Genomic DNA, 16,113 nt, shown 5'->3' with positions numbered 1-16,113 from the left:
CCTCCGCAGCCCATACGTGCCGACGATCCGTACTGAGGATCCGTGATCACCACGAATGCGCAGCGGCCAAGCCGGGCGAAAAGCTGAGCACACGCAAACAGCGGGTCGATGTGACCCACGACGACAGGAGTGACCGTGACCGGCTCTTCCTCCCAGGAGATCAAGACCGTGCTCCATCCCGTGTCCGATCTGGCCAAGGCCAAGGCGGTGTACGCGGCCCTCCTCGGTGTCGCGCCACAGACCGACTCGTCCTACTACGTCGGCTTCGAGGTCGGGGGGCAGCACATCGGGCTGGTGCCGGGCGGTGGGCCGCAGGGCATGACCTCGCCGGTGGCCTACTGGCACGTACCGGACATCGAGGCGAAGCTGGCCGAGGTGATCGCCGCGGGGGCCACCGTGAAGGAGGCCGCGCACGACGTCGGCGGTGGCCGCCGCGTGGCCACCGTCACCGACCCCGACGGCAACGTCCTCGGGCTGCTTCAAGACCGATGAACGCCGACGCCGCCGCCACACCGGGCACCGGCTCACCCGCGACGACCTCAGGGCCATCAGGGCCCTTCGCAAGATCGAGTACATCGAGGTTTTCAGAGGGGAAGCTGCCATGAGCAGCATCGAAACGACGGGTCACCTCGTAGAGATCCGCCCACAGAGCTCCTTCCCCGGCGAACTCCATGAGAAAGGCAGTGATAGAGCTTGAACGGGCATGTCAGCGTCAACCTGCTCAGCGTCAAGAACATTGAGCAGCAGCCTGAGAGGCGCGGAACGAGGTTCACGCTCAACGGCGCACTTTGGTCACTACAAGTGTTGTTCGGATTCTTCTTCGCCGGCAGCGGTTTCGGCAAGGTGCTGTTGTACGACGGAGCTCTGTATGCGGCAGCACCCCGGGCCGTGGCGTGGTACGCGGCGGTGCCGCAACCTCTGATCGTCTTCATCGGGGTCTGTGAGGTGCTCGGCGGCGTCGGCCTGATCCTGCCGGCGATGACGAGAGTCGAACCGAAGCTGACGCCGCTCGCCGCCGTCGGCCTGACGCTGACGATGGTCCTCGCGGCTGGTTTTCATATCACGCGCGGCGAATACGCATTGGTGCCCGCGAATCTCTTGCTGGGAGGCGTCGCGGCGTTCATCGTGGTCGGGCGATGGAGGCTACGGCCCATCGCACCCGCGCCCATCGCCACCTCACGCGTACTCAAGTCATTGGCGGTCCTCGTCGCACTGGCCCTGCTGACTTTCGCTCCGACGTGGTACACGATGACCAACGTCCAATTCTGATCACTCCGGTTTCACACGCCTACTCCCTCACCCGGTCGGAACAGACCATGGAGGGTGCCGAGCGGGGTGCGCCCGGAGGAAGAGCCGGACCGGCGGGCGGGTGTGTCGAGTCAGTGAAAAGTCGGCGGACCTGATGGCACGGGATCGCAGCCGAGATCAACGGATGTCATCCCCACAGCACTTGACGGCACCCGATGGCGTCCGGTGACCAGGAGCGGTACGCCCCGCCAGGGTTCGCATCGAAGGGGTCAGGGGTTCGGATCCTCTCATCTCCACCCAGGTCAGAGGCCGCTTCCGAGAGATCGGGAGTGGCCTTCTGCGTTGTCGAGTGACCAACTGAGTGACTACGGCCGCACCTCGTCCAGAGGCCCTGGTCATCGCGGGATCATGGACTTCCTCCCAAGATCCGCGTGGGAGGACGAGGCGTTGCGGGTCTGGGAGGAAGGCGATGAAGCGCCGTGTGCTGCTGTGCTGGACGAGCGCCGTTCTGCTGTCGCTCCTTCCTCATTGGGGATTCCTGGACGCTGACTCAGGGATTCAGATTTGCGCTTATCTGAACACCGAGGGTGGGTACACCGGTCCTGACGTGCTCGCCTTGGGCTTCGGTGCCATGGCTACGCTTCTTCCCGTCGTCCTGGCGGTGCTGGCAGTGGCCATATGGCGATCCTCAGGTAAGAGACTCCGCGCCCTGAGATGGATCGGGGCCGGTGCGGCGCTCATGACGGCCGCCTACTACGCGCTCTCGGTCGTCACGTTCTTCTCCCCCTACTGTCCCTTGGGTTCGCAGGGGCTCTGGTTCGTTCTTCTGCTCTATGGAGGCATAACCGCGCTTCTCATCGCCGGTACGCGGAGCAGCCGCCGAGCGAACGCTGGTGCGATCACCAGTCGTCGGTGATGAGGCGCTCGGGCGGGGCCGTGATCTTGACGGGGGTTCCCCATCCTCGATAGATGATGTTCATCGTCATGGTCTCGGCGTCACCGCCCTCCGGCCGGGTGAACCTGATGATGGCGTGGAAGCGTCTCGGCAGGTTGTCCGGGCCCACCCGGAGTTTCCAGGTGATCGGCCCGCCCCGCGAGCCATACTCCTTCTCGGTCCCGAAGGTCATCCCGGCCTGCCTCTCGCCCAGCTCGGGAACCGTCACCGTGCCGCTGTGGAGGGTCGTCTTCACTCCCTCGAACGTTCCGCCGTCGGTGCTGGTCTCAGCGTGAGAGGCGGCCAGCTTGAGGAAGCCCGGGTTGATCCCGTTGATCAGGTCCTCTCCCCAGATGACCCCGGCCAGGTTCCGCCCGTAGCTCCATTTCCCCACCGTCGACGGCGATTTCCAGATGTACTTGCCGTCCTTGGAACGCACGTAGGCCTGCGAGTAGAACTCCCGGCCGATGCTGATTTCCCGGGACCGGCCTGTCCCATCCGGCTCCTGGGAGATCTCCGTGATGTCGGCGGCGTACACGCCCGAAGCCCTGAAGCGGTACGCACCGGACGCCTGGCTGTCCACCGCGGGAAGGGGGCCTCCACGTCGCTTGACGGAGAAGCGCACGCTGCTCTTCTTCGCGAACTGCTTCTTGATCGCTTGGACGACTGAGTCGAGAGACTTCGATTCGGGAGCCGCGTGCACGGCGCCGCCTGGAATCGCGACGCTCAACAGGCCGGCCACCACCAGAGCGACGCTCATGCGTTTCATGCGCCGATCATCACGGATGATGGTCACGGTCTCGTCGCAGCGAGTCCCCTGCCCAGCCTGATCGGCCAGACCGGGGAGAAGCCGTGGTCTACCCGACTCCGGGGGGACCTGGGACGCGGGGAACCGGCGCTGGCCGGGCAGGGCCTTGGTGCGGGGAGCGCAGATCCCATCCATGATCTTGGGGTGTCGCCGGAGTGCGGCGGGTGGTGGCGACCATCCAGGAACAGCATCGGAGCGGGTTGCTCCAGCCGTAATGGATTTCGATGGGTGGGTGTGTCGAGTCGGCGAAAAGCCAGCGAACCCGTTGACACGAGGACGCGGCCGAGATCATCAAACAGCACCGACGCGGCACCTGACGGCACCGGACGTCATCCGATGAGCCGACCCGGCATGTCCCACCAGTGTTCGTATCGAAGGGATCAGGGGTTCGAATCCCCTCATCTCCAACCAAGTCAGAGGCCGCTTTCGAGAGATCGGAAGCGGCCTCTTGCGTTGCCGGGTGACCAACCGAGTGATTACGGTTCATCCACCAGCTCTGTTCCCTCCGGGTTTCGCAGAGTCCAGTGATGAGGGGTCTCAGCGGTGAGCGATTCCAGTCCCGTGACCGTGTGGGTCTTCCTGGGCGAGGACGCCCAGTGGCCGTCCGGCGTGTTCCGGACACAAGAGCGCGCAGAGTCCTGGATCAAGGCCGGCAAGCTGACGGGGATGCTCACGGAGTACCCCCTCGACACGGGTGTCTACGACTGGGCGATCGAGCACGGCCACTTCCAGCCCCGCGCCGCCCATCAGCAGACCTCCTCGTTCGTCGGGCGCTTCACGGCCGCGCAGCAGGAGCACTTCCACTACATCGACGGGAACCCGGACTAGGCCCTGCATCAAAGATCTTGTGACAGGATCGCGGGATGCTGCGACTCACCGATTTCATCATCGACTGCCCGGACCCGATGAAGCTTGCGGCCTTCTACTCTGAGGTGACGGGCCGTCCGATCAAGGAAGACAGCCACGAGAACTGGGCCGGCATCAAGTTCGGTGAGGTCGAGCTGGCCTTCATCCGGGTGGACGACTACCGCGCTCCGCAGTGGCCCGACAGCGAGCACCCCAAGCAGTTCCACCTTGACTTCGAAGTGGACGAGATCGAGTCCGAGCAGCGCCGCGTCCTCGACCTCGGTGCGACGCTGCGGCAGGACTTCATCGGCGCCGACGGCTACGGCTGGCGGGTCTACACCGACCCGATCGGCCACCCCTTCTGCCTGTGCCGCAACAAGGGCGTCATCTGGACCGACCAGGGCCTGACCTGGTCCAAGCACGACTAAAGGGCTTGGGGCTCCTAACAGAATGATCTCCGTTTTGTTTTGATCTCTCGCTGCCACAGCGGCGAGAGGAGCAGCAGGTAGCGCGGTTGAAGCCGTCGGAGGCCGGTGACGAACCATGGGCGGTCATCGAGCCGCTGCTGCCGAAGAAGCCGTGTCGCACCCGCCGGCCAGGCCGTAAGCGGCTGGATGACCGCCCCGCGTTGCGGGGCATCTTGTTCGTGCCGCACACCGGCATCTCCTGGGAGCATCCGCCGCAGGAGCTGGGCTACGGCTCGGGCATGACGTGCCGGCGGCGCCCGAAGGAGTGAACGTCTCCGGCGTCCGGCAGCGCCTGCGCGAGGTGCTCCTGGACCGGCTGCGCGCGGCCGATATTTCTTGACCTCTCCCAGGCCGTGGCGGACTCCTCCCACATCAGAGCCTTGAAAAGAGGGGCGCAGACCGGTCCGGCGCCGGTCGGCCGGGGACGATCCGGCAGTAAGCGCCACCTGATCACCGATGCCACGGGAATCCCGCTCGCGGTGATCCTCACTGGCGCCGACCGCAACGATGTCACCCGGCGTCGCCCGCTTCTGGACGCCATCCCGAAGATCTGCGGCAAGCGCGGCCGCCCCCGGCGGCGGCCCGGGGGCGTGCCCGCCGATCGCGGCCATGACCACGACGAGTACCGCCGCATGGTCCGCGAACCGCAGATCCGGCCCGTGATCGCCCGCCGCTGTTGGCGCGGCTCCGGCAGGGACGGGGCCGAGCGGGCCCGCCCCGTGTCCGAGAAGGGGCGCGCCGGGCGGACCGGGTGACCTCGCGCGTCGTTCTGGAGCCTTCTGCGCCGGGCGGGCCGGGACCTCCCATGTCGTTCTGGAGCCTTCCGCGCCGCAGGGCCGGGTGACCTTCCGCGTCACCCCGGAGCCTTCCGCGCCGCAGGACCTGGCGGCATGCCGATCGGGACGGTGCACGCCCCTGCCGTCCCCATGGCCGCTCCACCAATTACGAAACTGTAGTTGCGTAATCCAGGGGTGAGGAGTAGCTTCTTTTTCGCTACCTGAGTTTCGTAATGGGGAGGTCGGCATGGTGTCTCGGGGACGGCCGCGTGACATGCAGGTTGACGAGCGGGTGCTGCGGATCGCCGCCGCCCTGATGCTTGAGCGCGGCTACGCCGGCCTGTCCATCGACGAGGTGGCCGAGCAGGCGGGAGCGGCCAAGACCACGCTGTACCGCCGCTGGCCGACCAAGGACCACCTGGCCGTCGCGGTGGTGGCGCGACTGCAGGCCGACGACGAGATCGCCGACACCGGCGACATCCGGGCCGATCTCGTCAACTACCTGGAGAAGATCGCCGCGGGGCTCAACCGCATGCGCGCGGCCGGGCACCGCCAGGGCCCCTCCGCCGGAACGGTCGGCGAGCTCGTGGCCGCCGCGGCCAGGCACGAGGACATCGGACGGCTGACCCGCGAGCAGTACGCCGAGCGCAACGCCCTCGCGCTCGCCCTGATCGAGCGGGCGCGCGTGCGCGGCGAGCTGCGCGCGGACCTCGACGCCGAGGCGCTGTTCGACCAGATGGCCGGCGCCCTCTACTACCGAGTAATGATCACAGGCGCGCCGGTCGACCGGGCCTACGCAGAACGGCTCGTGTCCTCCGCGCTCGAAGGGAACCTGACATGTCACTGATCGTGGAAACCGCCATCGTCCGCGAAGTCGACGCCGAGACCATCGTCTCGCCCACGGCGACCGGACGGCTGCTGCTCGACTCCGGCGACACCGGCGGCGCGCTGAGCACCATCCGGATGACGCTCGCCGAAGGCGCGGACGGCGCCGTGCCCCACCACCACGCCACCTCCACCGAATTTTTCTACATCCTGGGGGGCAAGGCCCGCATCCTGTCGGGCGAGCAGATCGTGACGCTGGAACAGGGCGACGTGGCGGCCGTGCCCCCGCTGACGCCCCACGCGTTCGCCGCCGCTCCCGGCCACACCGCCGACCTCCTCATCGTCGTCGCCCCCGGGATCCAGCGCTTCGAGTACTTCCGCCTGCTCGACCGCCTCCGCCGGGGCGAGGCCACGCTCGAGGAACTGCTCGCGTCCCAGGACCTCTACGACAACCACTTCCTCGACAGCCCCGCCTGGACCCACGACCGCCAGGCGTCCTGACCCTCACCCGTGCTGAAGGAGACCTTCCATGTCCGCGAAACTGCCGTCCCGTGTCACGATCGGCACCGTCCTCTCTGTCGTCGGTGCCCTCTTCATCGGCTACGTCGGGGTGAGCTATCTGCTGGCTCCCCAGTCGATGGCGCCCGACTTCGGGCTGCCGACCTGGCCGCACGGTGAGGGCGCGGGATTCCTGGCCGTCAAGGGGGTCCGGGACGTGGTGTCCGGCCTGGTGATCCTCTCGGTCGCTCTGGTGGGGAACCGCCGTGTCCTGGGGTGGGTCATGCTGGCCACGGCGCTCACCCCGATCGGCGACATGTTCATCGTGCTGTCCTCCGATGGAGCGCCCACCACCGCCTTCGGTGTGCACGGCGCCACCGCCCTGGCGGTCATGCTCGCCGGTGGCCTGCTGCTCAGCGGTTCCAGGCCCCAGCCCCAGCTTCAGTCCCAGCCCCAGCCCTCCGCACGTCTCGCATAGCCCCGCGGTTCCCGTGACGGGTCGGTGATCTGCCCGAGTTCCGGTAGGGGCCGGGAAACGATCGCCTTCCCGCTGGGAGGCGATCTTCCACGACGACATGTCCGGCCAGGCCGTACACGCTCTTGAACACCTCCGGTCGGGGCCGCTCCTGAGGCGGCCGGTGGCTGGTTGACGAGATCCCGTCCGATCGACCTGATCGAATGGGATTCCGTCGTTTTCCGGGTCGGTGAGGTCGTTGGAGGGCTTGTTCGAGCGCGTGTGGCGGCGCGGAGAGGGGGCGGGCGGTGTCCGGCCATCCGCGGGCGCGTCACGGTGCCGGTTCCGGTGGTCATCCCGTACGAGGACCTGAGTCTCGTCTCTCCCGCCCGGATGGCGGGGCGTTCTCGCCGGCCGGACCGCCGGTCAGGTGCGCAGGGACTCCAGCATGCGGGTGAGGGCGGCCTTGGTGTCGGCGAGGGCGCCGGGGTCGGCCGAGGTGGCGAGCCACAGGGCGGCCTCGTTCATGGCGCCGGAGAGCAGGTGGGCGAGGGGGGCGATCGGTTGCCTGGCGATGATGCCGGCCTCGATCAGGCGGGTCAGCGCGTCGGTGAGGTGGCGGGCCGAGGTGGCTTCGTCGAACGCGCGCCACTCGTTCCAGCCGAGTACGGCGGGGCCGTCGATCAGCATGATCCGCTGGATGGCGGGGTCGGCGCTCGCGGTGAGGAAGGCGTGGCATCCGGCGACGAACTGGTCCCAGGGATCCGGCTCGGCGTCGGCGGTCGCGGCCACGCGCCGGCCGACCTCTTCCTGCACCTGCGCGAGGACGGCTCGGAACAGCGCCGTCTTGTCATCGAAGTGGTGGTAGAGGGCGCCCTTGGTGACGCCGACGGCGTTGACGATCTGGGACAGGCCCACGGCGCCGTAGCCCTCGGCCGCGAACAGCCGCCTGCTCTCCCGCAGCAGTGCGCGTCTGGTCTGTTCGCGTTGCTCGGCTCTGCTCATGTCGCTCCTCGGGCTGTTGACATACCGATGGTACGCCAAATAGCTTTCACATACCGACGGTATGCGAAAGGGATTCGCCATGATTCTGACCAGCTTCTATCCGGTCATCTGCACCAAGCGCCTGGCCGAGAGCCGGGACTTCTACGTCGGCCTGTTCGGCTTCGAGCCGACCTTCGAGGCGGACTGGTACGTGAGCCTGCGGCGGCCCGGCGCGCGGCCGTACGAGCTGGCCCTGCTCGACCACGAGCACCCGACGCTGCCCGAGGCCTACCGGGCGCCGGTGCGGGGGTTGCTGCTCAATTTCGAGGTGGAGGACGTCGACGCGGAGTGGGAGCGGCTGGTCGTACGGCACGGCCTGCGGCCCGAGCTGGAGCTGCGTAGCGAGGGCTTCGGGCAGCGGCACTTCATCGTCGCCGATCCGAGTGGCGTGCTGATCGACGTGATCACGCCGATCGAGCCGTCCGCCGAGTACGCGGAGCAGTTCACGGCGGGTTAAGAGGGTGATCATCCCCTGGGTCGGGCCGGCCGCCGCGGGGGCGAGGCCGAGCGGGACGAGGGCGGGCGGGAAGCACAGGCTCAGGCGGGGACGGGCTCCTGGTCAGGGGCTTCGAAGGGGGGATAGCTCTCGCCGGCCATTCGTTCGGCCGCGTCGATGTAGTCGGCAAGGGCGTCGCGGGATCGGGCGAGCCTGTCCATCTGATCGTCCAGTCGCCGCAGCCGTGACCGCATCGCGGCCAGCAACTCGGGACATCCGAGTAGCTCCGGTGCTTCTCCGACCGCGCAGGGCAGCAGGTACGCGATGTCCTCGGAGGACAGGCCCGCGCCGAGCAGGTGCCGGATCTGCTTCACCCGCAGTACGGCGCTCTCGTCGTACTCGCGGTAACCGTTCGCGCCGCGGTCCGCCTCCAGCAGACCCTGGGCTTCGTAGTAACGCAACTGATGGGTGTTCACGCCCGTCCGACGACTCAGCTCCCCGATCAGCATCGAACCCTCACTTGACCTTCATACCGGTATCAACGCTGACGATGCTGCCATGAACAGCAGAACCGATACACCCGTGACGGTCATCGGACTCGGGCTGATGGGCCGGGCGCTCGCCGGCGCGTTCCTGAGAGCCGGGCACCCCACGACCGTGTGGAACCGCACGACCTCCAAGGCCGACCGGTTGGTGGCCGAGGGCGCCCGGCCGGCGCCGACGGTCGGCGACGCGCTCGGGGCGAGCTCCCTGACGATCATCTGCGTCACCGACTACCAGGCCATGTACGAACTGCTCGGCGCGAGCGATGGCGAGCTGGACGGCAAGACGTTGGTCAACCTGACCTCGGGCGACTCGACCCAGGCCAGGGAAGCCGCCCGATGGGCCGCGCAACGCGGCGCCCACTACCTGGACGGCGCCATAATGGCCATCCCATCGGCGATCGGGACCGCCGAGGCGGTGATTCTGCACAGCGGGCCGCAGCCGGACTTCGAGGCGTACAGGCCGACGCTCGACGCGCTCGGCACCGTCACCTACCTCGGCGCGGACCACGGGCTGGCGTCCCTGTACGACGTGGCCGGCCTCGCCATGATGTGGAGCGTCCTGAACGCCTGGCTCCAGGGCACCGCCCTGCTCAGGACGGCCGGAGTCGACGCCGCGACGTATGCGCCGTTCGCGCGGCAGATCGCCGCCACTGTCGCCGAATGGCTGCCCGGGTACGCCGAGCAGATCGACAGCGGCTCCTTCCCGGCCGAGGTGTCGGCCCTGGAGACCGACGCGCGGGCGATGGCGCACCTGATCGAGGAGAGCGAGGCGGTGGGTGTCAACGCCGAACTGCCAAAGTTGATCAAGGCGATGGCCGACCGCTCGATCGCCGCCGGGCACGGTGGGGAGCAGTATCCCGTGCTGATCGAGGAGTTCAGCAGACCCCGCAAGGACTGACCAGCTCCGGCACCGGGTTCTCCGCGGGCCCGGTGAAGTCGACTCCGTGCGGGGACCGCGGGAAGCGATCTCCTAGGGCTCCGGCCCATCCCGGCTCCCATCACTCGTGAACACCCCGTCAGAAAGGCCCGGCTCCAGCTCGTGGAGTCGGGCCTTGGGCGCTTCCTCAAAGACAGGGTGTGCCGAGGGCTGCCCGCCCACGCGTGAAGGCACGGGTGCCCTGTGCGAGGAGCCTCACCACCTGGTGGATCAGGTGCCCGAAGCGGAGCTCGGGCCGGCTTCGGCGTCGGTCCGGTGCTTCCCGGAGGAGTACGAGGAGGGCGGGATCCGCCGTTCTTCGCCTCCTGCGAGGACGAGCCGGACGCGTCCGGCCGGGCCGGGAACCGGGTCCGCGCTGCTCAGAGCAGAGCTGCCGCAGGCGGATCGCGTCGACGTCGATACAGAACGCCCCACATGATGGACGCATGGGCGAAGAATCGAAACTTCCACTTTTCGACGCGCGGGTGAGACGTCAGCTTTACGAAGAGCGTGTTCTCGTTCTCGACGGTCCTCTCGATGACGACAACGGGACGTTGATCGCCACGCAGTTGATAGCACTCGCCACACAGGACGCGTCGGCCGATATCGCATTGTGGATTCATTCCCCGGGCGGCTCGGTTCCATCGATGCTCGCGATCCGCGACATCATGCGGCTCATTCCCTGCGACGTGTCGACCCTCGCGATGGGTATCGCATACAGCGCCGGGCAGTTCCTGCTGTCGTCGGGTACCCGGGGGAAGCGCCGCGCCCTGCCGCACGCACGTGTCCTGATGCACCAGGGATCGGCCGGGATCGGTGGCACCGCGGTCGACATCGAGCTGCAGGCCGACGACCTCCGGCACACTCGCGACACGGTGCTCGGTCTCATCGCCGAGGACACGGGTCAGCCCGTGGAGCGCATATTCGAGGACTCCCTGCACGATCGCTGGTACACGGCGCAGGAGGCTCTGGACTACGGCTTCATCGACGCGATCGTCCAGAGTTTCGACGAAATAGCGCCACGCAGCCGTCCACGGTCCGGATTCGGCGTCACCGAAGGAGTCGGTAAGTGAGCACGTACACGATCCCCAACGTCATCGCCCAGAATCCTCGTGGCGAGCGGATCATGGATGTCTATTCGCATCTTCTCACCGAGCGGATCGTCTATCTGGGGACCGCGATCGATGCGGGCGTCGCGAACGCGCTCATCGCACAGCTTATTTTTCTGGAGTCCGATAACCCCGAGGCCGGCATACAGTTCTATATCAACTGTGAGGGCGGGGACCCGAGTGCGATGCTCGCGATATATGACACCATGCGCTATATCCGCCCGCGGGTCGAGACGACCTGCGTCGGGCAGGCCATCGCGGTGGGCGCCGTCCTTCTCGCCGCGGGCGCCGAAGGAAAACGCGCCGCCCTCCCGCACGCACGGGTGATCCTGCACCAGCCGGCCGCCCAAGGGCGCGGAACGATCCCCGATCTCATCCTGCAAGCCGACGAGGTCGTGCGTATCCGAGCGGACATCGAGCGCATACTGTCACGGCACACGGGCCAGACCGTCGAGACCCTGCGCGCCGACACCGATCACGATCGCGTGTTCACCGCGACCGCGGCCCTGGAGTACGGGCTCCTCGATCAGATCATCGAGGAGCGCTCATAGGCCCGTGAATGATCCCGGCGGGCCGCGCTACGCGGCCAGGGCGTACGCCGCCGAGCAGGTGGCACCCCTCGACGTGCTGTTCTGAGCGGACCGCAGGCTCTCGGCGACGGCAAGGGTCAGATCGACCAGGGTGACGTCCAGCGCGCCGGCGACCGCGGCGATCATTTCGCTCGACGGCTCTTTGACGCCCCGTTCCATCTCGGAGAGATACTGCGGCGAGACGCCGGCGCGACGCGCCGTCTCGCTCAGCTTCTCGCCCCGCTCGTGACGAAGACCTCTGAGACGCTCACCGAGCACGTGCCGCCACAGCGGCTCGCGAGCCGGAGACGGCTTGGGGGCGGTCCGATCGGTCGCCGGACGTAGCGGCGGGACAGAGAAGGCCATACCTCACCATAGGGAGACGACGCATTCGAGTTCTGCCGGCTTCGCGCAGAGCGGAACCGTCCCCGCCTCCTCCGTACCGTCCTCGGGGCCGGTGAGGATCGCGACCCGTGTGGACGCGACCCAGGTCAGAGGCCGTTCCCGAGGGATCGGGAGCGGCCTCCTGCGTTGCCGTGCGACCACGCGTCCTCGGCCGTCTCCGCGGGGACGGCCCACGTTCGTGGTTTTGCCGGGGAGCCCGCGATGGACCCCGAACCGTCACTCGTGATCTCGGCGGCCGGGGCCGAACTTCTCGTATTCCGTGAACGGGCGGTCCGGATGGCTTATGGTGCAGCGGTGAGCGTGATCGATTGGTTGTTCGAATCCGACCCCGCCATCCGCTGGCAGGTGTCGCGCGACCTCACCGGCTCCTCGCCCGACGAGGTCGCCGCCGAGCGGGCGCGCGTGGAGCACGAGGGCTGGGGCGCCCGTCTCCTGGCGCTTCAGGGCCCCGACGGGTTGTGGGACGGCGGCGCCTGCTTCCCGGCGTCCTACACCGGCGGCGAACCCGGGCAGCCCTGGACGCCGACGATGCACACCCTCCAGACGCTGCGGATCCTCGGGCTCGACCCGGCGTCGGAGGCGGCACGCCGCGCGATCCCGCTCGTCGCCCGACACGGGCGATGGGAGCACGCCGGGCAGCGGTACTTCGACGGCGAGGTCGAGCCGTGCATCAACGGCAGGACGATCGAGACCGGCGCCTACTTCGGGGTGGACGTCTCGGCGATCGTGGAGCGGGTCATCGGTGAACGGCTCGCCGACGGCGGATGGAACTGCGAGGCCGAGAACGGATCCGTGCGCTCCTCGTTCGACACGACGATCAACGTGCTGGACGGCCTGCTCGAATTCGAGCGCGCGACCGGCGGGTCCGCCGTGGTGCGCCGGGCGCGACGCGGCGGGGAGGAGTACCTGCTCGAACGCGGCCTGTTCCGCCGCAGGAGCACCGGGGAGGTCGCCGACGCGGCGTACCTCGACTTCGCCTTCCCGTACTACTGGCACCACGACGTGCTGCGCGCGCTCGACTACTTCAGGCGCTCGGGGGCCGAACCGGATCCCCGGATGGCGGAGGCCGTGGAGGTCGTCCGCTCCAGGCGGCGGCCCGACGGCCGCTGGCCGCTCGACCGCGTCCACCCGGGCCGCGTCCACTTCGCCTTCGAGGAGGGCGTGGGGAAGCCGAGCCGCTGGAACACCCTCCGCGCGCTCAGGGTGCTCGACTGGTGGCGAGGCTGACCCCGCGGGCGCGGATCGCACACCGGCGCATGCGGACCGGACCGCGGTGAGCGGTGCGAAGTCGGGAACACGGTGTCGAGACGGGTCGCCGAGAAGGCGGGGTTCGTGGTCGAGGCGACGCTTCGCAGGCGTCTCCTCCATCGGGGCATGCGCGTCGACGTCTGGGTCGGCTCTCCACTCCGGGACGAGGCGGGGAGGCGGACGCGGACCGGCTCCGCGGCGGACGGCCCCGGTGCCGCGTGATCACGCCCCGCCGCGGTGCGGCATCGGGGAGCAACTCACCGGAAAGGGCCTTTCTCTGACCATGTAACGCTTCGTCGGTCTTCTTCCAAGCATTGGCGTGTTCGGGAGGACGACGAAGGGAGCACGGCCGGTGCGCTTCAGACGAACGGGGCCGGTGGGGATCTCCACCGACCCCGAGGCATTCGAAGCCTTCTACCGGTGCCATGTCGAAGCGGTCACGCGGTTCATGGCCCGCCGGGTGGACGACCCCCACACGGTCGCCGACCTGGTCGCGGAGGTCTTCGTCGCGGTGCTCGACTCGGCGCACACCTACCGCTCCGGCCTGGGCAGTGAGATCGGCTGGCTGTACGGCGTGGCACGCAACACCCTGTCCGCCGAACGGCGGCGGGCGGTGAGCGAGCTGCGGCTGGCCACCAGGATCAGCGGGCGGCGGCTCCTCGACGCGGACGACCTGTCGCGGATGGAGGAGCGTCTGGACGCGGAGAGTCCGGCCCGGCGGGCCTTCGAGGCCATGGCCGGTCTGCCCGACAGCGAGCGCGCCGTCCTGGAGCTGGTCGTCGTCGACCAGCTCTCCGTCCCCGAGGCGGCCGCCGCGCTGGGCATCCGGCAGGGGACCACCAGGGTCCGGCTGCACCGCGCCCGCAAGGCACTGCGCCGCATTCCCGGCGTCATCTCCCCCACGGTCATGGAAGGACTCCGATGAACTTCGAGGAGAGACTGCTCATGGAGCTCAAGACCGAGATGAACGAGCGGGCGGCACGGAGGCCCGCCCGCGGCCCCCTGCGGCGTCGCCTGCCGGCGGTGGTCGCGGTCGCGGGCGTGGCCGCCGCGGCGCTGGTGGCCGTGCCGATGGTCACCGGGACGGAGAACGCGGCGTACGCGCTGACCCGGAACCCCGACGGGTCCATCGCCCTGAAGATCAACGAGTTCCGGAACCCGGAACAGGTCGAGCGGGATCTCGACGAGCTGGGCGTGACGGCGGACGTCTCATACGTCAAGCCGGGCAAGAAGTGCGCTCCGGGTCGTTTCTCCACCATCGGAGAGCCGCGTGTCACGCCCGAGGAACTGCGGAGCAAGGACCCGGCGGTCCGGGACCGGGTGAGGAAGGCGATCGAGAACACGCCCTCCGCGCGCGCGCACGACAGGATGCCGGGTGGTGGCCTGAGGATCTATCCGGACAGGATCAAGCCGGACTGGACCGTGGTCATGGAGTTCACCGAGAACGAGGACCAGACCTCGGGACCGGAGAAGCCGAGAGCCCTGTGGCAGTACCTCTTCCAGGTCACCGACGGCCCGGTGAAGCCCTGCGTGCTCGTCGACGACCCGTCCTGGGACGCCCCGATCGATCCGCTGAAGAACCCGGAGGCGTTCCCGCCCGCGGGTGGCTGACCCCGGCCGGGTGACCGAGGGCTCACCGCGCGCCCCTCTCACGCCCGCCGGTCGACGCGCCGGCGGGCGACCGTAAAGCTCCCGGCGGCCGTGTTACGGCTCGCGGGGGAGCGGGCATCCCAGCTGAGGGACCCTGATTCGTGACTCCTCCGCGCTCCGAGGGAGCGGCTCTCGCCTCCCTCGGCCGAGGTGGGCCCGAGGTGGGCGACGGACAAGCCCTGCCCGTTCCGAACACGCGGGCCGTCGCGGGGGAAGCGACTTCTCCGCCGGGCGGACCCGGTAGCCCCCTCGCCAGATCCGATGGAGGCCATCATGGCGGCGAGATCCACATCGGCTGCGCCCGGCAAGCGGGGCGGCGGACTCGGCAAGCTCCAGGATTTGCACGTCACCGTGCCGGTGATCGGCAAGGTGAACCTTCCGCCTCCGGAGCACCTCGCTTTCTACGCGGTGCTGGGCGCGCTGGGAGCCCTGGAGATCATCGACTGGCCCATCGTGCTCGTCATCGGGGCCGGGCACCTCCTGGCCGGTCAGCGGCGCTCTAGTGTCCTGCGCGGGGCCGGGCAGGCCGCCGAGGCGGCATAGCCGGACCCGGCGGGACGACCTGGTCCAGGCCGTCGATCTGCCAGGTACGGGAGCGGAGCACGCCCCGGTGGCGGTACTCACGCATGATCCGCATGTGTGCGCGCAGCCGTACGAACGCCTGGAGATCGTCCTCCTCGCGCCACACCGACAGCGAACCGACCCGGCGTCCGGGAAGGTCCGCCCACAGCCACATGCCCACCGCGCCCGGCAGGGTCGGCCACAGGCGGCTCAGCGAGAGGCCGTGCCGGGCGATCCCGGGCAGGTCGAGGAGCCGGTTCGTCCGGTAGTCCGTCAGCGCGGCCACCAGCGGGCCCGGGTGGCCGGCCGCCGGACCGGCGATCCAGCGGGTCCTCAGCACGCCGCCGCCGTACGGCGGAGCAGGGGTTCGGCGGCGGCGCGCAGCTCGTCGCTGAGCGGCGTCGGCCGCAGCGTGGCCGGGTCCAGGTTGACGTTGACGCGGTAGCCGTCGGCGTGCACCACCGCGCGGTCGGGCGACAGCACGCGGAAGCCGTACATGTTGCTGGTGCGGCCCAGGCGCTCGATCCAGAACTGCACCACGGGCTCACCGGCCCCGGCGATGGGGACGTGGTAGGTCACCTTGAACTCGCGCACGGCCAGGAACACGTCCTTGAACACCGACCGGGCCGGGTCCGCCGCCCAGCCCAGGCGCTGCCAGTACGTGCCGACCGCCCGCTCGACGAGCAGGGCGTACCGGGAGTTGTGCAGCAGCCCCATGGCGTCGAGATCATCGAAATGCACCTGGACCGGTTCGAAAACACCGTCTTCAGTCAT

Annotated in this window: 25 protein-coding genes; 19 read left to right on the top strand and 6 right to left on the bottom strand. The window is 68.7% G+C overall.

The window, feature by feature from the left end:
- The first annotated feature begins 135 nt into the window (after nt 1-135).
- The 3 genes from HDA43_RS25100 to HDA43_RS25090 all read left to right on the top strand — a co-directional run bounded on the left by HDA43_RS25100 (nt 136) and on the right by HDA43_RS25090 (nt 2,164).
- A complete protein-coding gene (locus HDA43_RS25100; RefSeq protein WP_179825701.1) occupies nt 136-492 on the top strand; it encodes a VOC family protein in 357 nt (118 codons plus the stop codon).
- A gap of 201 nt (nt 493-693) precedes the next feature.
- The gene (locus HDA43_RS25095) at nt 694-1,269 is read left to right on the top strand and encodes a DoxX family protein (RefSeq protein ID WP_179825699.1); all 576 of its coding nucleotides are present in this window, start codon (nt 694-696) and stop codon (nt 1,267-1,269) included.
- Between the two features lie 448 nt (nt 1,270-1,717).
- On the top strand, nt 1,718-2,164 hold the full coding sequence (locus HDA43_RS25090) for a hypothetical protein (RefSeq protein ID WP_179825697.1): 447 nt from the start codon (nt 1,718-1,720) through the stop codon (nt 2,162-2,164).
- On the opposite strand, the gene HDA43_RS25085 is transcribed toward HDA43_RS25090, so the two are convergent.
- Nucleotides 2,148-2,978, bottom strand: a complete 831-nt coding sequence (locus tag HDA43_RS25085) for a hypothetical protein (protein WP_179825695.1) — start codon at nt 2,976-2,978, stop codon at nt 2,148-2,150. The genes HDA43_RS25090 and HDA43_RS25085 overlap by 17 nt on opposite strands.
- Before the next feature lie 555 nt (nt 2,979-3,533).
- Here HDA43_RS25085 and HDA43_RS25080 point away from each other — a divergent pair.
- The 7 genes from HDA43_RS25080 to HDA43_RS25050 all read left to right on the top strand — a co-directional run bounded on the left by HDA43_RS25080 (nt 3,534) and on the right by HDA43_RS25050 (nt 6,880).
- Nucleotides 3,534-3,818, top strand: coding sequence for a DUF7710 domain-containing protein (locus HDA43_RS25080; RefSeq protein WP_218912403.1), 285 nt, complete (start codon nt 3,534-3,536; stop codon nt 3,816-3,818).
- Nucleotides 3,819-3,853: 35 nt separating this feature from the next.
- Entirely contained in the window at nt 3,854-4,264 is a 411-nt protein-coding gene (locus tag HDA43_RS25075; protein ID WP_179825693.1) for a VOC family protein, read from the top strand.
- A gap of 86 nt (nt 4,265-4,350) precedes the next feature.
- Entirely contained in the window at nt 4,351-4,572 is a 222-nt protein-coding gene (locus HDA43_RS25070) for a transposase (RefSeq protein WP_179825691.1), read from the top strand.
- Nucleotides 4,573-4,656: 84 nt separating this feature from the next.
- Nucleotides 4,657-5,058 (top strand): transposase, encoded by a 402-nt coding sequence (locus HDA43_RS25065; protein ID WP_312873531.1) that lies wholly within the window; start codon nt 4,657-4,659, stop codon nt 5,056-5,058.
- A gap of 268 nt (nt 5,059-5,326) precedes the next feature.
- On the top strand, nt 5,327-5,926 hold the full coding sequence (locus HDA43_RS25060; protein ID WP_179825688.1) for a TetR/AcrR family transcriptional regulator: 600 nt from the start codon (nt 5,327-5,329) through the stop codon (nt 5,924-5,926).
- Nucleotides 5,917-6,405, top strand: a complete 489-nt coding sequence (locus tag HDA43_RS25055; protein ID WP_179825686.1) for a cupin domain-containing protein — start codon at nt 5,917-5,919, stop codon at nt 6,403-6,405. Before HDA43_RS25060 ends, HDA43_RS25055 begins: the two co-directional genes overlap by 10 nt.
- Before the next feature lie 28 nt (nt 6,406-6,433).
- The gene (locus tag HDA43_RS25050; protein ID WP_179825684.1) at nt 6,434-6,880 is read left to right on the top strand and encodes a DUF4267 domain-containing protein; all 447 of its coding nucleotides are present in this window, start codon (nt 6,434-6,436) and stop codon (nt 6,878-6,880) included.
- Between the two features lie 402 nt (nt 6,881-7,282).
- Here HDA43_RS25050 and HDA43_RS25045 read toward each other — a convergent pair whose 3' ends face one another.
- Nucleotides 7,283-7,861, bottom strand: coding sequence for a TetR/AcrR family transcriptional regulator (locus HDA43_RS25045; protein WP_179825681.1), 579 nt, complete (start codon nt 7,859-7,861; stop codon nt 7,283-7,285).
- A gap of 79 nt (nt 7,862-7,940) precedes the next feature.
- On the opposite strand from HDA43_RS25045, the gene HDA43_RS25040 reads away from it, so the two are divergent.
- On the top strand, nt 7,941-8,357 hold the full coding sequence (locus HDA43_RS25040; RefSeq protein ID WP_179825679.1) for a VOC family protein: 417 nt from the start codon (nt 7,941-7,943) through the stop codon (nt 8,355-8,357).
- A gap of 80 nt (nt 8,358-8,437) precedes the next feature.
- Here HDA43_RS25040 and HDA43_RS25035 read toward each other — a convergent pair whose 3' ends face one another.
- Entirely contained in the window at nt 8,438-8,845 is a 408-nt protein-coding gene (locus HDA43_RS25035; protein ID WP_179825678.1) for a MerR family transcriptional regulator, read from the bottom strand.
- Nucleotides 8,846-8,894: 49 nt separating this feature from the next.
- Here HDA43_RS25035 and HDA43_RS25030 point away from each other — a divergent pair, with 49 nt between their 5' ends.
- From HDA43_RS25030 to HDA43_RS25020, 3 genes are all read left to right on the top strand, one after another.
- On the top strand, nt 8,895-9,779 hold the full coding sequence (locus HDA43_RS25030) for an NAD(P)-dependent oxidoreductase (RefSeq protein ID WP_179825676.1): 885 nt from the start codon (nt 8,895-8,897) through the stop codon (nt 9,777-9,779).
- Nucleotides 9,780-10,243: 464 nt separating this feature from the next.
- Nucleotides 10,244-10,870: a ClpP family protease gene (locus tag HDA43_RS25025; protein WP_179825674.1), complete on the top strand. Its 627-nt coding sequence runs from the start codon at nt 10,244-10,246 to the stop codon at nt 10,868-10,870.
- Entirely contained in the window at nt 10,867-11,457 is a 591-nt protein-coding gene (locus HDA43_RS25020; RefSeq protein WP_179825672.1) for a ClpP family protease, read from the top strand. Before HDA43_RS25025 ends, HDA43_RS25020 begins: the two co-directional genes overlap by 4 nt.
- 27 nt (nt 11,458-11,484) lie before the next feature.
- Here the strand turns inward: HDA43_RS25020 and HDA43_RS25015 are convergent, their stop codons facing one another.
- Nucleotides 11,485-11,841 carry a helix-turn-helix domain-containing protein gene (locus HDA43_RS25015; protein ID WP_179825670.1) on the bottom strand — a complete coding sequence of 119 codons (357 nt, stop codon included), beginning with the start codon at nt 11,839-11,841 and terminating at the stop codon, nt 11,485-11,487.
- 333 nt (nt 11,842-12,174) lie between these two features.
- On the opposite strand from HDA43_RS25015, the gene HDA43_RS25010 reads away from it, so the two are divergent.
- The 5 genes from HDA43_RS25010 (at nt 12,175) to HDA43_RS24990 (ending at nt 15,321) form a co-directional block, all read left to right on the top strand.
- Nucleotides 12,175-13,107 carry a hypothetical protein gene (locus HDA43_RS25010; protein ID WP_218912402.1) on the top strand — a complete coding sequence of 311 codons (933 nt, stop codon included), beginning with the start codon at nt 12,175-12,177 and terminating at the stop codon, nt 13,105-13,107.
- Between the two features lie 72 nt (nt 13,108-13,179).
- The gene (locus HDA43_RS25005; protein WP_179825666.1) at nt 13,180-13,350 is read left to right on the top strand and encodes a GNAT family N-acetyltransferase; all 171 of its coding nucleotides are present in this window, start codon (nt 13,180-13,182) and stop codon (nt 13,348-13,350) included.
- A gap of 130 nt (nt 13,351-13,480) precedes the next feature.
- Entirely contained in the window at nt 13,481-14,053 is a 573-nt protein-coding gene (locus HDA43_RS25000; RefSeq protein ID WP_312873530.1) for an RNA polymerase sigma factor, read from the top strand.
- A complete protein-coding gene (locus HDA43_RS24995; RefSeq protein WP_179825664.1) occupies nt 14,050-14,739 on the top strand; it encodes a hypothetical protein in 690 nt (229 codons plus the stop codon). Before HDA43_RS25000 ends, HDA43_RS24995 begins: the two co-directional genes overlap by 4 nt.
- Before the next feature lie 312 nt (nt 14,740-15,051).
- Nucleotides 15,052-15,321: a hypothetical protein gene (locus tag HDA43_RS24990; protein WP_179825662.1), complete on the top strand. Its 270-nt coding sequence runs from the start codon at nt 15,052-15,054 to the stop codon at nt 15,319-15,321.
- On the opposite strand, the gene HDA43_RS24985 is transcribed toward HDA43_RS24990, so the two are convergent.
- Both HDA43_RS24985 and HDA43_RS24980 read right to left on the bottom strand, forming a co-directional pair.
- Nucleotides 15,278-15,679, bottom strand: coding sequence for a hypothetical protein (locus HDA43_RS24985; RefSeq protein ID WP_179825660.1), 402 nt, complete (start codon nt 15,677-15,679; stop codon nt 15,278-15,280). The genes HDA43_RS24990 and HDA43_RS24985 overlap by 44 nt on opposite strands.
- Entirely contained in the window at nt 15,673-16,113 is a 441-nt protein-coding gene (locus tag HDA43_RS24980) for an acyl-CoA thioesterase (RefSeq protein WP_179825658.1), read from the bottom strand. Before HDA43_RS24980 ends, HDA43_RS24985 begins: the two co-directional genes overlap by 7 nt.

Source organism: Streptosporangium sandarakinum (assembly GCF_013409935.1).
Classification (GTDB): Bacteria; Actinomycetota; Actinomycetes; order Streptosporangiales; family Streptosporangiaceae; genus Streptosporangium; species Streptosporangium nondiastaticum.
This window is presented reverse-complemented; position numbering and strand designations above follow the sequence as displayed.

Bases quoted from the DNA above. Each gene is read 5' to 3' on its own strand.
- HDA43_RS25090 (WP_179825697.1), top strand. From the start codon at position 1,718: ATGAAGCGCCGTGTGCTGCTGTGCTGGACGAGCGCCGTTCTGCTGTCG.
- HDA43_RS25075 (WP_179825693.1), top strand. From the start codon at position 3,854: ATGCTGCGACTCACCGATTTCATCATCGACTGCCCGGACCCGATGAAG.
- HDA43_RS25060 (WP_179825688.1), top strand. From the start codon at position 5,327: ATGGTGTCTCGGGGACGGCCGCGTGACATGCAGGTTGACGAGCGGGTG.
- HDA43_RS25055 (WP_179825686.1), top strand. From the start codon at position 5,917: ATGTCACTGATCGTGGAAACCGCCATCGTCCGCGAAGTCGACGCCGAG.
- HDA43_RS25050 (WP_179825684.1), top strand. From the start codon at position 6,434: ATGTCCGCGAAACTGCCGTCCCGTGTCACGATCGGCACCGTCCTCTCT.
- HDA43_RS25045 (WP_179825681.1), bottom strand. From the start codon at position 7,861: ATGAGCAGAGCCGAGCAACGCGAACAGACCAGACGCGCACTGCTGCGG.
- HDA43_RS25040 (WP_179825679.1), top strand. From the start codon at position 7,941: ATGATTCTGACCAGCTTCTATCCGGTCATCTGCACCAAGCGCCTGGCC.
- HDA43_RS25035 (WP_179825678.1), bottom strand. From the start codon at position 8,845: ATGCTGATCGGGGAGCTGAGTCGTCGGACGGGCGTGAACACCCATCAG.
- HDA43_RS25030 (WP_179825676.1), top strand. From the start codon at position 8,895: ATGAACAGCAGAACCGATACACCCGTGACGGTCATCGGACTCGGGCTG.
- HDA43_RS25025 (WP_179825674.1), top strand. From the start codon at position 10,244: ATGGGCGAAGAATCGAAACTTCCACTTTTCGACGCGCGGGTGAGACGT.
- HDA43_RS25015 (WP_179825670.1), bottom strand. From the start codon at position 11,841: ATGGCCTTCTCTGTCCCGCCGCTACGTCCGGCGACCGATCGGACCGCC.
- HDA43_RS24995 (WP_179825664.1), top strand. From the start codon at position 14,050: ATGAACTTCGAGGAGAGACTGCTCATGGAGCTCAAGACCGAGATGAAC.
- HDA43_RS24990 (WP_179825662.1), top strand. From the start codon at position 15,052: ATGGCGGCGAGATCCACATCGGCTGCGCCCGGCAAGCGGGGCGGCGGA.
- HDA43_RS24980 (WP_179825658.1), bottom strand. From the start codon at position 16,113: ATGACTGAAGACGGTGTTTTCGAACCGGTCCAGGTGCATTTCGATGAT.